At 37.5% G+C, this 17,172-nt stretch carries 15 protein-coding genes; 9 read left to right on the forward strand and 6 right to left on the reverse strand.

The genetic code is table 11. The features are described from left to right. The first annotated feature begins 39 nt into the window (after positions 1-39). Positions 40-1,065 (forward strand): type I glyceraldehyde-3-phosphate dehydrogenase, encoded by a 1,026-nt coding sequence (locus GTK57_RS11635; protein WP_152873614.1) that lies wholly within the window; start codon positions 40-42, stop codon positions 1,063-1,065. 87 nt (positions 1,066-1,152) lie between these two features. On the opposite strand, the gene GTK57_RS11640 is transcribed toward GTK57_RS11635, so the two are convergent. Together GTK57_RS11640 and GTK57_RS11645 are read right to left on the reverse strand one after the other, a co-directional pair. Continuing rightward, positions 1,153-1,455, reverse strand: a complete 303-nt coding sequence (locus GTK57_RS11640) for an AzlD family protein (RefSeq protein WP_152873615.1) — start codon at positions 1,453-1,455, stop codon at positions 1,153-1,155. Then, positions 1,452-2,201, reverse strand: coding sequence for an AzlC family ABC transporter permease (locus tag GTK57_RS11645; protein WP_152873616.1), 750 nt, complete (start codon positions 2,199-2,201; stop codon positions 1,452-1,454). The genes GTK57_RS11640 and GTK57_RS11645 overlap by 4 nt, the downstream gene beginning before the upstream one ends. A gap of 152 nt (positions 2,202-2,353) precedes the next feature. On the opposite strand from GTK57_RS11645, the gene GTK57_RS11650 reads away from it, so the two are divergent. The 5 genes from GTK57_RS11650 to GTK57_RS11670 all read left to right on the forward strand — a co-directional run bounded on the left by GTK57_RS11650 (position 2,354) and on the right by GTK57_RS11670 (position 7,005). Then, positions 2,354-2,809 (forward strand): Lrp/AsnC family transcriptional regulator, encoded by a 456-nt coding sequence (locus GTK57_RS11650; protein ID WP_152873617.1) that lies wholly within the window; start codon positions 2,354-2,356, stop codon positions 2,807-2,809. A gap of 268 nt (positions 2,810-3,077) precedes the next feature. Continuing rightward, positions 3,078-4,244 carry an ATP phosphoribosyltransferase regulatory subunit gene (locus tag GTK57_RS11655; RefSeq protein WP_152873618.1) on the forward strand — a complete coding sequence of 389 codons (1,167 nt, stop codon included), beginning with the start codon at positions 3,078-3,080 and terminating at the stop codon, positions 4,242-4,244. A 70-nt stretch (positions 4,245-4,314) separates the two neighbouring features. After that, complete coding sequence (locus GTK57_RS11660; RefSeq protein WP_152873619.1) at positions 4,315-5,634, forward strand: adenylosuccinate synthase; 1,320 nt, start codon at positions 4,315-4,317, stop codon at positions 5,632-5,634. A gap of 165 nt (positions 5,635-5,799) precedes the next feature. Continuing rightward, positions 5,800-6,108: a hypothetical protein gene (locus GTK57_RS11665; RefSeq protein WP_152873620.1), complete on the forward strand. Its 309-nt coding sequence runs from the start codon at positions 5,800-5,802 to the stop codon at positions 6,106-6,108. Between the two features lie 114 nt (positions 6,109-6,222). Further along, on the forward strand, positions 6,223-7,005 hold the full coding sequence (locus GTK57_RS11670; RefSeq protein WP_152873621.1) for a M48 family metallopeptidase: 783 nt from the start codon (positions 6,223-6,225) through the stop codon (positions 7,003-7,005). 156 nt (positions 7,006-7,161) lie between these two features. Here GTK57_RS11670 and GTK57_RS11675 read toward each other — a convergent pair whose 3' ends face one another. Continuing rightward, the gene (locus GTK57_RS11675) at positions 7,162-8,211 is read right to left on the reverse strand and encodes an NADP(H)-dependent aldo-keto reductase (protein ID WP_152873622.1); all 1,050 of its coding nucleotides are present in this window, start codon (positions 8,209-8,211) and stop codon (positions 7,162-7,164) included. 180 nt (positions 8,212-8,391) lie between these two features. Beyond that, positions 8,392-9,093 carry a cAMP-activated global transcriptional regulator CRP gene (gene crp / locus GTK57_RS11680; RefSeq protein WP_152873623.1) on the reverse strand — a complete coding sequence of 234 codons (702 nt, stop codon included), beginning with the start codon at positions 9,091-9,093 and terminating at the stop codon, positions 8,392-8,394. 146 nt (positions 9,094-9,239) lie between these two features. Between crp and GTK57_RS11685 the strand changes: the two genes are divergently transcribed. After that, a complete protein-coding gene (locus GTK57_RS11685) occupies positions 9,240-9,662 on the forward strand; it encodes an OsmC family protein (RefSeq protein WP_152873624.1) in 423 nt (140 codons plus the stop codon). Between the two features lie 333 nt (positions 9,663-9,995). Beyond that, complete coding sequence (gene clpB, locus GTK57_RS11690; RefSeq protein WP_152873625.1) at positions 9,996-12,575, forward strand: ATP-dependent chaperone ClpB; 2,580 nt, start codon at positions 9,996-9,998, stop codon at positions 12,573-12,575. A 123-nt stretch (positions 12,576-12,698) separates the two neighbouring features. Here the strand turns inward: clpB and rlmKL are convergent, their stop codons facing one another. Beyond that, positions 12,699-14,915 (reverse strand): bifunctional 23S rRNA (guanine(2069)-N(7))-methyltransferase RlmK/23S rRNA (guanine(2445)-N(2))-methyltransferase RlmL, encoded by a 2,217-nt coding sequence (gene rlmKL / locus GTK57_RS11695; protein ID WP_163123815.1) that lies wholly within the window; start codon positions 14,913-14,915, stop codon positions 12,699-12,701. A gap of 250 nt (positions 14,916-15,165) precedes the next feature. Between rlmKL and GTK57_RS11700 the strand changes: the two genes are divergently transcribed. Then, the gene (locus GTK57_RS11700; protein ID WP_152873627.1) at positions 15,166-15,540 is read left to right on the forward strand and encodes a hypothetical protein; all 375 of its coding nucleotides are present in this window, start codon (positions 15,166-15,168) and stop codon (positions 15,538-15,540) included. 154 nt (positions 15,541-15,694) lie between these two features. Here the strand turns inward: GTK57_RS11700 and GTK57_RS11705 are convergent, their stop codons facing one another. Further along, positions 15,695-16,999: a D-alanyl-D-alanine carboxypeptidase PBP6B gene (locus GTK57_RS11705; protein ID WP_152873628.1), complete on the reverse strand. Its 1,305-nt coding sequence runs from the start codon at positions 16,997-16,999 to the stop codon at positions 15,695-15,697. Positions 17,000-17,172 lie beyond the last annotated feature (173 nt).

Below are 17,172 nucleotides of genomic sequence, written 5' to 3' on the forward strand. Positions count from 1 at the left end.
TTGTAGCTGTAATACTTCACATGGTTAAAGGGTCTCTTCATGCAACACGTGGCGATAAATGGATTTGGTCGAATTGGGCGTAATGTTTTACGCGCATGGTTTGAAAATCCGAAAAATTTTGCTTTTGAAATTGTTGCGATTAATGATGTTGCAGATGTAGAAACTTTAATTCATTTATTTAAATACGATACAACGCATGGTCGATTTCAAGGTGATGTAGAGCTTTGTTATATCGATCAGCAAGCTTATTTGAAAATTTCCGCAGGATCTTTAACGTTAAATGTTCAGGTATATAACTGCCAAGATCCTGAACAGCTTCCGTGGAAAAAGCTTCAGGTCGATGTGGTTTTGGAATGTACAGGCTTGTTTCGTTCACGTGAAGCAGCAACCAAGCATCTTACTGCAGGTGCAAAACGTGTAATTATTGGTGCTGCGCCATTCGATACGGTAGATGCTGCGATTGTGTATGGTGTAAATCATCATGAAGTAAAGGCGACTGATCAAATCATTTCAGGCGTTTCGTGTACAACTCAAGCCTTGGTACCACTTGTTAAAATTTTAGATGATGCATTTGGTATTGATACCGCACTTATGACCGAAATTCATGCGGTAACGGCCGATCAATCTGTGCTTGATCACGCACATCGAGATTTAAGACGTGCGCGCGCATCAGGGCAAAATATTATTCCAACCACTTCTTCAGCTTTGGGCGCGCTTAAGCGTGTTATGCCTAAAATGGAAAATAGAATAGATGGTTATTCAATTCGTGTACCCACCATTAATGTGGCAGCAATTGATTTAACTTTTATTGCCCAATCGGACATAAACTCACAAACGGTGAATGATGCATTGGTTGCTGCTGCACGACATGATTATGCTGAAATTATGCAAGTGACCGATGAAGCATTGGTTTCAAGCGATTTTAATCACTCTCCCTATTCTTTAATTGTCGATTTAACGCAAACCATGGTGGTAGGCAAACAAGCAAAAGTATTTGCTTGGTATGACAACGAGTGGGGTTATGCGAATCGTTTACTTGATTTGTGTGAGTCTTTTAATAGTTAAATGAATTTTTCAAGAATCTTCATTGAATATTTTAGATAAAAAATGCCCTAAAAGATGAGGGCATTTTTTTATACTTCGTTTGAATATCTAAAATATTAAAAACATTCTTAATAGCGCTGCAGAAGCCATACTGATAACTACCGTTGGTAAAAGTGAAAAGCGTGTTGCTACAAGCACGGTGATAAATATAGCGATTAAATCGGCAGGATTATCTTTTACAAAATAGGGTGTAATAACTGAAATAAGCACACATCCGGGAATCACTTCCAAAATTTGTCTTTGCTTGTTATTTAAAGTTTTATTTTTCAATAAAATATAGCCTAAAACTCGCGTCAAATAGGTTGTGCCTGCAATAAATAAAATGGCAACTAAGGTGGGTGTGTGGATCATGTGTTGTCATCACCTAAAAAGAAAAAAGCTGAAATAATTCCACTGATTGCGCCAATTGGAACATACCATCCTGAAGGTAAATATAAATAAGCCAAAGCTGCGCAAATTAAACTAACAAGCCATGGTCGTGCAGCACGAGCACCTTTCCACATACCACGTAGCAAGACTAAAAAAACGGCAGGAAATGCCATATCGAAGCCAAAACGGCTAATGTCACCCAGTATTGGTCCTATGGCAGCGCCAAGTGTCGTGAAGCTGACCCACATGATATAAAGTGCGAAGCATAATCCTGCATAAAATGGTAGTGAAAATGCGTGTTCGAAACCTTTGTGTGGTTGTTTAATTTGTGCATCTGCTAATGAAACAGCCCAACTTTCATCGCACATAAAGAATAAAGCAGGAAAGACTTTCTTGTTTGGAAGATGTTTTAAATAAGGCACTAGACTTGCGCCCATTAATAAATGCCGACTATTCACTAAGAAGGTAATAAACATCAGCATTAAAATATTCGGTGGATTTGTCCATATTTCCAAAATTGCAAACTCAGAACCCCCTGCAAAATTTAAACCCGTAAATAGCGGGACTTCAATTAAGTTAAAACCTTTATTTGTGGCTTGTGCACCAAGTACTAAAGCAAAAGGAATAATGCCAAGAAGCATGGGAATAGATGTTCTTATGCCACGTTTAAAGTTTGAGAATTCAACGATAGAAAGTTGTGTTTGAGTTAGATTCTTTAAAGTTTGCATGGGTTTAAGAAACTTGGGTTTGGGGTGTGAGAATTATATTGTTTTAAAGTTGAAATGTGTGGTCTTTGTTGGGTTTATATATTGTTATTATTGGAACTTTATTTTATAAAATATTACATTGTTAATATATTATGCTTCACTGGTTTGAGAAAATGGATTTAATTGATAAAAAAATACTGAAAGAGCTTCAACGCAATGGCAAACTCCAAAATAATGACTTGGCTCACTTAGTTGGCTTATCTCCATCACCATGTTTAAGGCGCGTGAAGCAACTAGAAGATAGCGGAGTCATTCAACAATATGTTGCTTTGTTAGATGCCAATAAAATTAATTTGGGACTAACAGTATTTGCCCGTATTTGGTTAAAAGAACAAGATGCAAAAACAGTCGATCAATTCGTAGAAGCTATTCATGATATGCCTGAGGTTGTGGAATGTCAGTTAATGGCAGGGGACTGTGACTTTTTTTTAAGAATTGTTGTTGCTGATTTAGATGCTTATAGAACATTTCAAATTAACAATTTAAATAAAATTACGAGTATTCAAAATGTTAAAACAGAAATTCCATTGCAAGGTATTAAAAAAACAACAGAGCTGCCCCTTTATTAATTGAAAACTCAAACATCCATTCAATTTTGATATTCAAAAGACACGTAAAATAAGAGATATTTATTTGATTTTTATGTCATAAAATGATTATGAATTAAATGTTTAATTCATTAAATATCAGGGTTGATTAAACTTTGGTTAAATCTTGTGGAATTTTTAAAAAGTCGGTGCAGAGCTAAAACTATCGTGCTAGACTTAGAGGAATCGGGTGTGTTCCCGATTTTTTTATGCGGATTAGTTCCGCACTGACAGGATTTAGGTTTACAACATGCCCATTTCAGAGACATGGTTATTACCTGATGGTGTAGCTGATGTATTACCAGAGCAAGCGCAAGTTATCGAAACTTTGCGACGTGACGCATTGGATTTCCTCGCATCTCGAGGTTATCAATTGGTGTACACGCCTTTCATCGAATACATAGAATCTCTATCTTCTCTTTCAGAATCGAATCAAGATTTAGACTTAGCCACTTTTAAAGTGATCGATCAGTTGTCTGGTCGCTTACTTGGTGTGCGTGCCGATATGACACCACAAGTGGCTCGTATTGATGCACATGTACATCAAGTTCAAGGTGTTGCTCGTTACTGCTATGCAGGAACGGTTTTACATACGAAACCTCAAGGGTTTAATACCACACGTGCGCCATTACAATTGGGTGCAGAACTTTTTGGTTCAGACAGTATTGATGCCGATGTAGAAATGATCGACGTAATGCTGAATTTACTTAAAACAGCTGGTTTTGATCACGGCATCCATCTAGATGTAGGTCATGTTGGTTTGTTCCGTAGCTTGGTTAAGCATGCGGGTTTAAGTAAGTCGACTGAAAATCAATTGTCAGATTTATACCAACGTAAAGCTTTACCAGAACTTGCAGAATTCACTCAAGATCTTAAATTCGGTTCAGATTTCTATACGTTAGGTCGCTTCTCTAGTGATTTAGATGCTTTACAAGCAAATTTAAGTGCTGAACTTCTTGCAGATGAAGCATTTAAACAAGCATTTAATGCGCTACTTACGACGAAACTAGAAATTCAATCACGTTGGCCAGATTTAGATATTGGTATAGATGTTGTTGAACTTCGTTCATATCATTATCACACTGGTTTAATGTATGCAGTATATGCACCAAATCGTGCGGCACCTGTAGCACAAGGTGGTCGATACGATGGTATTGGTGAACACTTTGGTCGTGCGCGTCCAGCAACAGGTTTCTCTTGTGACTTGTATGCACTAAGTGTGGGTAAGTTCGATCAAGTTCAAGTTGTTGTTGCACCTAGAGGCCTAGATGAAGCATTACAAAATGCAATTCAAAATGCTCGTGCACAAGGCTTAAGTGTAATTCAATTATTAGGTAATGATGATTTAAACTCTATTCCATATGCTACTCATCAATTGGTGAGTGTAAATGACGAGTGGACAATCACGGTAATTTAATCACTTTACTGAATGTTTCTGTCATTCAGTTGAGTTTTCAATTTTAACAGCATGATGTAATGAGGCTATTATGGGCAAGAATGTTGTGGTACTTGGTACCCAATGGGGCGACGAAGGTAAAGGTAAAATCGTCGACCTGCTCACGGATCAAGCGACTGCGGTAGTTCGTTATCAAGGCGGACATAATGCAGGTCATACTCTCGTAGTTGGTGGTAAGAAAACTGTATTACACCTCATTCCATCTGGTATTTTACGTGAAAACGTACTTTGCTTAATTGGTAACGGTGTTGTTTTATCACCTGAAGCGCTAATTAAAGAGATGGCTGTTCTTGAAAAAGAAGGCGTACCTGTTAAAGAACGTCTACGTATTTCACCGAACTGTCCTTTAATTTTGCCGAACCACATCGCACTTGACCAAGCGCGTGAGAAAAAACGTGGTAACGCGAAAATTGGTACAACTGGTCGTGGTATTGGTCCAGCGTACGAAGATAAAGTTGCTCGTCGCGCTGTTCGTGTTGCTGACTTGGTTCGTGGTGGTGATCATCTTAAAGCTCAATTAGAAGAGCTTCTTGAATACCATAACTTCCAATTGACTCAATTCTACGGTGTAGAAGCGGTTAAATTAGAAGACGTACTTGCACTTTGCGACCAATGGCGTGAAGTGGTTGCTCCATTAGTTATTGATGTAACAGGTGAGCTTCATAAATACCGTAAATCGGGTGAAAACATCATGTTTGAAGGGGCTCAAGGCTCACTTCTTGATGTTGACCACGGTACTTATCCGTATGTAACTTCATCGAATACAACAGCGGGTGGCGTAAGCTCAGGTTCTGGTCTTGGTCCATTGCACCTTGACTATGTATTGGGTATTACTAAAGCATACACAACGCGTGTAGGTGCAGGTCCATTCCCAACTGAACTTGTTTACGATGCTGCTAACGATGTTGGTGATGCAATTGGTAAACACCTTGGTACTGTTGGTTCTGAGTTTGGTGCGTCTACTGGTCGTCAACGCCGTTGTGGTTGGTTTGATGCTGAAATTCTACGTCGTTCTGTAGAAGTTAACTCACTTTCAGGTATTTGCTTAACTAAACTTGACGTTCTTGATGGTTTAGAAGAAGTGAAAATCTGTGTAGGTTATGAAGCTGCAGATTCTGGTTGTGTTGGTTCTTCTGATGCGCTTGCATTCGAAACTTTAAAACCAATTTACGAATCTATGCCAGGTTGGTCTGAGTCTACTTTTGGTGCTAAATCTTTAGACCAATTGCCTGAAGCAGCAATCAATTACATCAAACGTATTGAGCAGTTAATCGAATGTCCAATCGATATCGTTTCTACTGGTCCTGATCGTGATGAAACTATCGTATTACGTCATCCATTTGATGCATAATTTGCAAAGAATGTAAGACATTAAAAGCCTCACAATTGTGGGGCTTTTTTATGTGAATAGTTTGAGCAAGCCGACTAAAGTTGCAAGTTCTTCGGCTATGCAAAACATGAACAGTTGCTACAATAGGCATCTTCTATAATTTAAATAAATATTGAGATATGCAGGATGCAGAACAATATCGCGAGCACAATTTTCTATTCATTATTGTTTGCAATGGGCGGTGCGCCAACCATCGCAATGTTGATGATTAAAACTCAACAAGTCGATCCAAATGTGTTTTATCAGGTTTTTATTGGATTGACAGTGATGATTGCTTGTATCCTTGTTCCTTTAGTTTTAATTCAAAATGCCTATTTATTATTTAAGCGAAAAGATCAAAATTTAGAGCAAAAAATTAAGCCATTTTCACAGTTTTATTTTGTGTTAAATGCATTGTGTTTGGTGTTTTGGTTGGTAATTCAATTTATGCTCTAATCTAAGCACAAATATGATACTGAAATATAATAAATACTTGTTGAATATCCTATTTTGTATATGATTAATTGACTATAATTTAAAAATAAGTTTGATATTGTGGAGAAAAATACAATGAATAAGAAACTGTGGATGGCGCTGTGTGCATCGGGTGTAGTAACAATTTCGGGGTGTGCTACTTTTGCTGAAATGGCAGGTGCAGATACAACAACATTAAATGCGGTTGCAACAGAAGGTTTTAATAAAACTTTAACAGAGGCGCGTTCAGCAAATACTTTAGATACTTCATCTGCTGTTTATAAGCGTATTAATGCTGTATTTTTAAATTTGAAACCTTATGCAGATCAGTTGAATCAAACTGGGGTGAAGTTTAATTGGCAATTGGCTGTATTAAAGTCTGATCAAGTGAATGCTTATGTTGCACCAGGCGGTAAGGTTGTATTCTATACAGGTATTGTGAATAAGCTGAATCTTACCGATGCTGAAATTGCTGCTGTAATGGGGCATGAAATGGTGCATGCTTTAGAAGAGCATTCTAAGCAAAAAATTGGTGCTGATGCACTTACAAATATCGCATTAGGCGTTGGTTTAAGTGCTGCGGGTGCGGGTCAGGGTGCAGCAGCTGCAGCGCAATTGGGTAGCCAAATTGGTGTGGGTTTACCGTATTCACGTAATTTAGAAAGCCGCGCAGACCAAGGCGGTTTAATGTTGATGGCGCGAGCAGGTTATAATCCACAAGCAGCCATTACACTTTGGGAAAAAATGCAAAAACAATCGGGTGGTGGTAATTCATCATTCTTGTCGACGCATCCATCAAATTCACAACGTATTCAAGCAATGCGTGAGAATTTGCCAGCTGCACAAGCTTTATATAGCAAAAGCGCAATTAAACGTTAAAAAATAAGTCTATTTTGATGATAAAAAAAGGATGCCATGGCATCCTTTTTTTATTGCTAACTTAAATTTAAAACAGCTTTCGTGTGTTTCTAAAATAAATTAAAGCAGTACTTTTTGTATTTCTAATTTAAATTTGAAGGAGTCCTCAAATTTAAATTAGGGAGCGGGGTTTGGTTGTTGCTTGTGAATGGCTTCAATGCCTTTTAGAACCTCTTCAGATAAATTGACATCAAATGCATCAATGTTTTCTTTTAGTTGGTCTAAATTTGTTGCACCAATAATGGTTGATGTTACAAAGAACTGTTGTTTGATAAATGCGAGTGAAAGTTGCGTTAGGCTTAAACCATGCTGTTCAGCGAGCTGTGCGTACTGTTCAGTTGCCAATTCGCTTTCTGGGTTGCTGTAACGGCTAAAACGAGAAAAACGTGTTACACGTGCATTCTCAGGGCGAGCACCATTACGGAATTTTCCTGTTAAGTAGCCAAATGCAAGGGGGGAATAAGCAAGTAAGCCCACACCTTCATATTTCGCAATTTCAGACATGCCTACTTCATAAGTTCGGTTTAATAGGTTATATGGATTTTGTACACTGACAAATTTTTCTAAGCCTAATTTTTCAGCCAAATGCAAAAACTTCATCGTACCCCAAGGTGTTTCGTTGGAAAGACCAATATAGCGAATACGACCTTTTTTAATTTCATCGCTTAAAGCACTGAGCGTTTCTTCCAAAGATGTGACTTCTTTTGTATTTTCAGCTTCTTGATTGTCATAACCTAATTTTCCGAAAAAATTAGTGGGGCGTTGTGGCCAATGCAATTGATAAAGATCGATATAATCTGTTTGTAGGCGTTTCAAGTTACCATCTAAAGCAGAAGAGATGTCTGAAGCATTAAAGCGTGTTTGACCATCACGAATATGACTACCACCTTGTGATGGCCCTGCAATTTTTGAAGCTAAAAATAATTTTTCACGACCACCATGTTGCTGAATCCAATTTCCAATGATGCTTTCAGTTGAACCTTGTGTTTCAGGTTTTGGGGGAACAGGGTACATTTCTGCAGTATCCCAAAAATACAATCCACGATCTAAAGCATAATCAAGTTGTTGAAATGCTTCAGCTTGTGTATTTTGTTCACCGAAAGTCATGGTACCTAAACAGATTTCAGGTAAAAGGATACCTGTATTAGCAAGTGGTCGAAATTGCATGTGATATGGCTCTTAATTTAGATGTATTTTTGATGTTCTAGGCTAATGGAGTCAATGTATATATTGAAATCATAAATTGTTAAAAGTTTGTGAAAAAAATAGCTGAACAATGATGGGTGTAAAAAAAGCAAATCATTTGATTTGCTTTTTTTACTTAGAGAATTATATAGCGTTTATCGCTTATTTCTCAGCATCTGCATACGCATCTTCAACGGCTTCTAAAGAAGCATCAAAGATTAAGATTGCTTTGCCATCAGTTTCGATCATGCCTTGTTCTTCTAATGTTTTAAGAACGCGACCAACCATTTCGCGAGAACAACCCACAATACGACCAATTTCTTGACGCGTGATACGAATTTGACGACCATTCGGTAAAATCATAGCTTCAGGCTGAGATGAAAGGTCAATCAAGCAACGTGCAATACGACCAGAAACATCAATAAATGCTAAGTCTGTTACTTTGCGTGTTGTATTTTTTAAACGACGAACAAGTTGAGCAAATACCGCATAGCTTAAATCTGGATATTGCTTGCTTAGTTCATGAAAGTTTTCATAAGTCACTTCGGCAATTTCACATACGTCTCGAGTGCGAACTTCTGCAGTACGTTGTGGATTCGATTCGAATAGACCCATTTCCCCAAAAAAGTCCCCCGGATTCAAGTAAGCAACAACAATTTCACGATCATCATCTTCACGAAGAATGATAGACACAGAACCTTTAAGAATTAAATATAAAGATTTAGATTCTGACCCCGAATCGATAATGGTTGTACGCTTTGGATAACGGTTAATATATGCACGCTTTAGTAATGCTTTAACTGAGTCAGGCAATTGACCTGGTGAGAGGGCATCGGTGCTTAGTTGTGAAAAATTTGAAGTCATGCTAACAGTTCCGAAAATGGATAAATAGTAGATCGCACAAGACCTAGTATGAACGCGTGTCACACATGGGCTGAAATTCCGTATCAACCCAAATTATGTTAGTGTACAGTACACTGTAAATTTATAGCTTTTTTTAGGGACTTGCAATGCAAACAAGCGTTCATTGGTTAGAGAATGTTGCTTTCGAGGCAAAATCGGATAGCGGTCATACAATTACTATGGATGGTTCGCCTGAATATGGTGGTGAAAACCGAGGACCACGTCCCATGGAACTTATATTAATGGGTCTTGGTGGTTGTGCTTCATTCGATATCGTGACTATTTTAAAGAAATCTCGCCAAGATGTGACGGATGTTGTATGTCAACTGAAGGCTGATCGTGCTGATACCATTCCTGCTGTATTCACTAAAATTCATTTGCATTTTGTTGTGTCAGGTCGTGCTGTTAAAGAGAAGCAGGTCGCAAAAGCAGTTGAGCTTTCGGCAGAAAAATACTGTTCTGCTAGCAAAATGTTATCAGATGGTGGTGTTGAAATTACACATGATTTTGAAATTATTGATGTTGAATAATAGAAATTGTAACAGTTTGTAATAATTGCAAAAGATCGGTTTTTAATCGGTCTTTTTTTAGGCTATATGATGGATTATTCTAAGGAAATTGGCTAAGTAGTCGTCAAGATAATTAAATAAAGTTAGATGATGCAATAATAAAAATAATAATGAGCCTTGAAATTAATAAATTGAATACCCATATTAAAACTGTATTATTTGCCTAAATTTATAAAATAAATATTTGAAAAATATAAATAAAAAATAATTTAAATTAAGTTTAATGGATTTGAAATTTTTAAAAGTACCTCCATATAAGATTCAAGTGAAAATTTGTTGTGAGGTAAAACAAAAATGCGTTTTGAAAAATTTACAAACCGCCTGCAGCAATCTCTATCAGATGCTCAATCTCTTGCGATGGGTAAAGACCATACTTCTATAGATGGAATTCATATTCTCACCATCTTATTAGAAGAAGCATCTAACCTAAGCATGTTGCAGCAAGCAGGTGCAAATCTCCCAGAATTGCAAAAAAAGCTTCAACAAGCGATTGCCGATGCACCGACCTTGGCAAATCCAACAGGTGATCTACATTTAAGCCCAGATGCTGTAAAAATCTTAAATTTAGCAGATCGCTATGCACAAAAAGCAGGTGATGAATTTGTTTCGACAGATTGGGTCATGCTTGCATTTATTGAAGTGAGTATAACGAAATCATTGTTAATAAGCGTTGGTGTAAGCAAAGACAACTTACGCAGTACAATTGAAAAAATGAGAGGTAATGACAAAGTGATGAGTAATAATCATGAAGATCAGCGTGACTCACTTAGTAAATACACCATAGATTTAACTGAGCGTGCAGCGGCAGGCAAACTTGATCCTGTTATTGGTCGTGATGATGAAATTCGTCGTACCATTCAGGTTTTATCACGTCGTACAAAAAACAACCCAGTTCTTATTGGTGAGCCGGGTGTAGGTAAAACAGCCATTGTTGAAGGTTTGGCGCAACGTATTATTAATCGTGAAGTGCCTGAAAGTTTACAAGGGATGCGCGTCTTATCTTTAGATTTAGGCTCATTGCTTGCGGGTGCAAAATTCCGTGGTGAATTTGAAGAACGATTAAAAGCAGTTTTGAGTGATCTGGCGAAACAAGATGGCGAAGTTATCCTCTTTATTGATGAACTACATACGCTTGTAGGCGCAGGTAAAGGCGATGGCGCAATGGATGCAGGTAATATGCTTAAACCTGCATTGGCACGTGGTGAGCTTCGCTGTGTGGGCGCAACAACGCTTGATGAATATCGTCAATACATTGAAAAAGATGCTGCACTTGAACGTCGTTTCCAGAAAGTTCAGGTCGATGAACCTTCTGTAGAAGATACAGTGGCAATTTTACGTGGCTTAAAAGAGCGCTATGAAGTGCATCATGGTGTAAAAATTTTAGACTCAGCGATTATTGCTGCTGCGAAAATGTCGCATCGTTATATTACAGATCGTCAATTACCTGACAAAGCCATCGACTTAATTGATGAAGCGGCTTCACGTATTAAAATGGAATTGGATTCAAAACCTGAGCCATTAGACAAGCTTGAACGTCGTCTTATTCAATTGAAGCTTCAACTTGAAGCAGTGAAAAAAGATGAAGATGCAGGCAGTAAAGCTGAAATAACGCATCTTCAAAATCAGATTGATGAAGTGCAAAAAGAATATAGCGATTTAGAAGAAATTTGGATTGCTGAAAAGCGTTTGGTTCAAGGTGATCAGCAAACCCAAGCAGAACTAGATCAAGCACGAGTTGCACTACAAAAGTCACAACGTGAAAACGATTTATCTGAAATGGCACGTTTGCAATATGGTGTGATTCCTGAGCTTGAAAAACGTTTAAGTGAAGAAGAAGTTGTTGAAGATAAACCTGAACCAAAACTTTTACGTAATAAAGTCACAGACAACGAAATTGCAGAAGTAGTGAGTGCTGCAACAGGTATTCCTGTGGCAAAAATGATGCAGGGTGAACGTGAAAAACTGCTTCAAATGGAAGACTTTTTACATAAACGTGTGGTTGGTCAAAGTGAAGCTGTGGTTGCAGTGTCGAATGCAGTGCGTCGTTCACGTGCAGGCTTGTCTGATCCGAACCGTCCAAGTGGTTCATTCCTATTCCTTGGCCCAACAGGTGTGGGTAAAACTGAGCTGACTAAAGCACTTGCGAATTTCTTATTCGATAGTGATGATGCGATGATTCGTATTGACATGTCAGAGTTTATGGAAAAGCACAGTGTAAGTCGTTTAGTAGGTGCACCTCCGGGTTATGTCGGTTATGAAGAAGGTGGAGTGTTAACTGAAGCTGTACGTCGTAAACCATATAGCGTGGTGTTATTTGACGAAGTGGAAAAAGCACATCCAGACGTATTTAATATTTTGCTTCAAGTATTGGATGATGGTCGTTTAACAGATTCGCAAGGTCGTGTGGTCGATTTTAGAAACACGGTGATTGTGATGACATCGAACTTAGGTTCACAAGATGTTCGTGAATTGGGCGAGGGTGCATCTGAGGATGAAGTGCGTACTGTTGTAATAGGTGCTGTAAATCAACACTTCCGTCCAGAGTTTATTAACCGTATTGATGAACTGGTGATTTTCCATTCGTTGAAAAAATCACAAATTCGCGGCATTGCTGATATTCAGTTAGATCGATTACGTGCGCGTTTAGCCGAACGTGATTTAAGTTTAACTGTAGATGATTCTGCATTTGATTTATTGATTGATGCTGGATTTGATCCTGTTTATGGTGCGCGTCCGTTAAAACGTGCAATTCAACAGCAAATTGAAAATCCATTGGCTCAGAAAATATTAGCTGCTGACTTTATTGCAGGAGATACAATTTTGGTTCAATCTGAAGATGGTCATTTAAGTTTTCAGAAGTTAAAACTAAATTAATTTAGAAAGTAACTATTAAATAGTAAGTAATTAACTTATTTATAGCTTGCTTCTGTTTACTTAAATTTAAAAGATAAAAAAACCGAGCCTTGGCTCGGTTTTTTTATGCAAAGCTAAACTTTATTATTTGTTCTGCTCATTTTGTGGATGTGAAATTTTCCACGCACGGTGAATTTTTGTATTACGTTTAAAGTCAGGACCAATGGTTTCGCTAGAAATTTCTTCTACATCGTAGAATGCCAAAATTTCTTCATCCATTTCAAAACCACGATAGTTATTCGAGAAGTACAGTGTACCTTCTGTGGTTAAGCGGTTCATTGCACGTTTGAGCAATGACAAATGGTCACGTTGAATATCGAAAGTACCGTAGAACTTTTTAGAGTTTGAGAATGTAGGAGGGTCGATGAAAATTAATTCATATTGTTCATGACCTTCTTTTAACCATTCAAAACAGTCACTAGCAAAGAATTGATGCTGTTGATCTGCATGATCTACAGTTAAACCATTCAATACAAAGTTTTCTTTAGACCAGTTTAAGTACGTGTTTGATAAGTCGACACTTGTTGTACTTGCAGCACCACCTAAAGCAGCGTGTAAGCTTGCAGTAGATGTGTAGCTATAAAGGTTAAGAACATGCTTACCTTTCGCTTCTGCGGCAATACGTAAACGCATTTGACGATGATCGAGGAATAAGCCTGTATCTAAATAGTCTGTTAAGTTCACTAAAATTTTAGCTTTGCCTTCTTGCACAATAAAGCGCTTAGATGCAGTACTTTGTTTCGTGTACTGGTTTTTACCTTCTTGGCGCGCACGTGTTTTGATGAAAATTGCATCACGACCTAAACCTGTTACAGAACGAATTGCTTGTAATGCAAGGTTAAAACGACGTTTTGCTTTTTCAGGATCGATAATTTTTGGTGGCGCATATTCTTGAACGTGTAAACGATCGCCGTATAAATCGACTGCAACGTTAAAGTCAGGTAAATCTGCATCGTATAAACGTAAGCAGTAAATGCCTTCTTTTACAGCCCATTTTTTAAGGTTTTGCATGTTCTTGGTTAAACGGTTTGCAAACTCCATTGCACCTTCAATTTCTTCAAATTGTTGTGGCTGCCATTCTTCAAGGAATGGTTTCGCTACAGGTGCAGGCTTAATTGTGCCAAAACGAATGTAAATTGGTAATTTACCATTCATCAAGCGTAAAAGTTGTGGATCACTGAAAGCAAGAACATCGGCTTGTTCAACTTGCGATGCAATAACTGCCGCAGTTTGATTTGGGAAATGCTTTTGTAATAAAGCAGATAAACCTAAATATAATGCACGATTCGATGATTTTTCACCTAAGCGCTCACCATAAGGAGGATTGGTAACGATGAATGACGTTTTACCTTCATTTTCAAAGTTTGGCCAATCTGCAAGCGTACGTTCTTCAATTCGAATTTGATCTAGAATTGATTCAAAACCAGCCGCAATAATATTTTGTTTGGTTGCTTTAACTGCTTCCCAATCTGCATCGTATGCATAAAATTTTGGAAGAGGCTTTTCTAATGCAGCAGCATGACGTTCAGCAGCTTCATTTTTAATAGACATCCACAAGTCATGGTTATGACCATTCCAGCCATTGAAACCAAAACGACGAACTAAACCAGGTGCGCGGTCTGTGAAAATAAATAATGATTCAATAATAAATGTGCCTGAACCACACATTGGATCAAGAATGATATCTGGGTTTTTTTCGCTTAATTTTGCTTTTTGTAAGATTGCAGCAGCTAAGTTTTCTTTAATAGGCGCATCTGTCATGTATTGACGGTAGCCGCGCTTATGCAAAGAATCACCCGATAAATCTAGGCAGTAAGTATGCTCAGTTTTACCTGCTAAAACGAATAAAGTAATTTCTGGTTGTTTTGTATCGATGCTAGGACGACGACCAACCGCTTCCATAAATGAATCGACCACGCCATCTTTGGTGCGAAGCGTAGCAAATTGAGTATTCACTTTAATATCACGTTCAACGTGTAAGCGAATAGCAAAGGTACTTTGTGGTGCAAAAAGAAGCGACCAATCAAAGTTCATTGCACCTTCATAAAGCTCTTCTGCAACATCACGAGCATCGTGAGTGAAATCAAGTTCATGTTTATGAACAGGCATAAGCACACGAGAAGCCAATCGTGACCACATACAAATACGATATGCGTTTTCTTGATTGCCTTGGAAAATTAAACGACCAGGTAGACGTTCTATATTTTGAATACCTAAACCTTCCATTTCTTCTTGGAGTAAGGTTTCAAGTCCATCTGCACAGGTAACCCAATATGTAGAGAGACGGGGTTTCGAATTCATGTAAATTTCCAAAAGCAAAAAAGCAATCGACTATTTTAACGTATTTTAGGGCTTTTGGGCTGATGAAGTTTCGAAGATATGTATGAAAATTCAAATCTTGTTATGCAAATGATGAAATGAAGATAAAAATATTTTTTAAATTTACTTCTATTAATGCTAAAAATTTTATGAAAATTCATAAATTGGTATAGCTTTTGCTTCATTAAAAACATAAATATTTTAAAGCGTTATTTGTTTTCGGGGGATATAAATGGAAGATGATTTATTGGGTGGATTAGTCGCTAAAAATAGTGCATTTAATACAGCAATTTTAATTTATACACGTTTAAGACGCGTTACAGGTCGTGTGGTCGATGCATCATATTTATCTGAAAATATTCAATATGCTCAACATGTTGATGCACTTATTCAATCAAGTGGTGATGCAGAATTATTGAAGTATATTGAAAAATTAAAACATGCCTTAGGTTTTGGTGATGATTTTGTTGAAGAGCAAAACGTATTGTCTACGCAAAAAAAATCTCCGTTAACAGAGGCGCAGGAACTTGAACCAAGTTATCAAGCCACGGAAGAAGAGGTGTATCAAGCACAAGTATCACATCACTATATTGGAAGCTTACGTTAATACTAAACTCTTTATGTTTAGATGAATTTTAAATGAAGTGAAATAGATAAATAACGATAAAAAACAAAAGAAAAATAAATACAAATTAAAGTTTAAGCCACTCAAGTAACCTTAGACAGTTACTTGAGTTTTTTTTGAATGATTAGATGAGCATTTAAAGTTGAATTGGATAAACTGTTGCTTTACTGGCATTGCTAGAAAATAGACTAGAGAACCACATCATCACTTTTTGGAAAATATTGGCTTCTTCAACTTGAACATTTTGATCTAAATGAAGCGTATTAATCAGTACGTTATTTTGATAAACCTGAACTGTTGCAAGTTGCATGACTTTTGCAATAGGCGCAATGATTTGATTTTCTTTGACTTGAACTTCAGCACGAGTATTGGTTTCAGTTAAAGGGTCAATTTGTTGGATTGTTCCATTGCCTGTATTTAACATCACACGTTGATTTACTTTGTCGTAAGTTTGAAGATCGATGGCATAAGTTTGGTTATATAAAGATGTTGTAACTAATTTCGGTTGATTTGCAGTCACTTTAAACATTTTTAATGTCGATTTAACCACTGGGATATCTGCAATAGTTTGTTTTTCTTTTACCACAACTTCGTTACGTGTGTAGGTATAAGCGAGGTTTAATAAAGTTTGCGCAACTTCGGCACGTTTTACGGCACTTTTAGCCCCCATCACCACCACAATTAAACGACGTTCAGGCGCATTTAAATCACCGGTTGGACGATGTGCAGTTAAAGTTAAGTTATAACCTGCTGCACGGGTAAAACCTGTTTTTAAACCATCTACACTTGGGTCAGTTTTTAAAGCTAAGTTTGTTGCACGATGAAAGCGTTGGTTATAGCTAAAACTTGGCATTACTGAATAATGTAAATATTCAGGCGTTTGTTTTGTTACGGCTTGACCTAAAAGCGCCATATCGTATGCAGATGAAAAGTGATCATCCATAGTAATGCCCGCAGGGTTTGAAAAATGCGTATCTTTCATGCCCAAAGCTTGTGCTTCTTTATTCATGCGCTGAACAAATGCAGGAACAGAACCTGAAATACGTTCTGCAAGTGTTACCGCAGCATCATTTGCAGACATTACAATTAAACCTGCAAGTAACTGATCTACAGAAATCGTTTCAGTCGGCTTGAGGTACATTTGAGACTCATCCCATTGCACCATATTCACTACAGGTGTTGCCGTGATAATTTCATCTTTAGACAAACGACCTGCTTCAATTTCTTTAAATGCAATATAAGCGACCATCATTTTGGTCATAGATGCGGGTGCTCTTTGCACATGGCTGTTATGTTCTGCAATCACTTGACCTGATTGTGGGTCTAAAATGGTCCAAGCCTCGGCTTCCACACTTTGTGGAACGATATTTATTAACCCAGCTTGGGTTAAAGTTGAACACAATAAGCTCAAAATTGTGAGCACGTAAATAACAGCTTTCAATGAAAATCCTTAGTCAAGTCAGGCCGTGACTGTAGTAGCGCAAAAGAGGGTAAATGCTATGCTTTTTTTTTCAAGCTGACTAGTCAAAAATGTAGACATTTAATACAGTTCAGCACTGTATTTGAAAAAAATGATAAGCTAGATATAAGTTTTGTAAAATATTTTTCGAATTG

Source organism: Acinetobacter portensis, from assembly GCF_010646905.1.
Taxonomy (GTDB): domain Bacteria; phylum Pseudomonadota; class Gammaproteobacteria; order Pseudomonadales; family Moraxellaceae; genus Acinetobacter; species Acinetobacter portensis.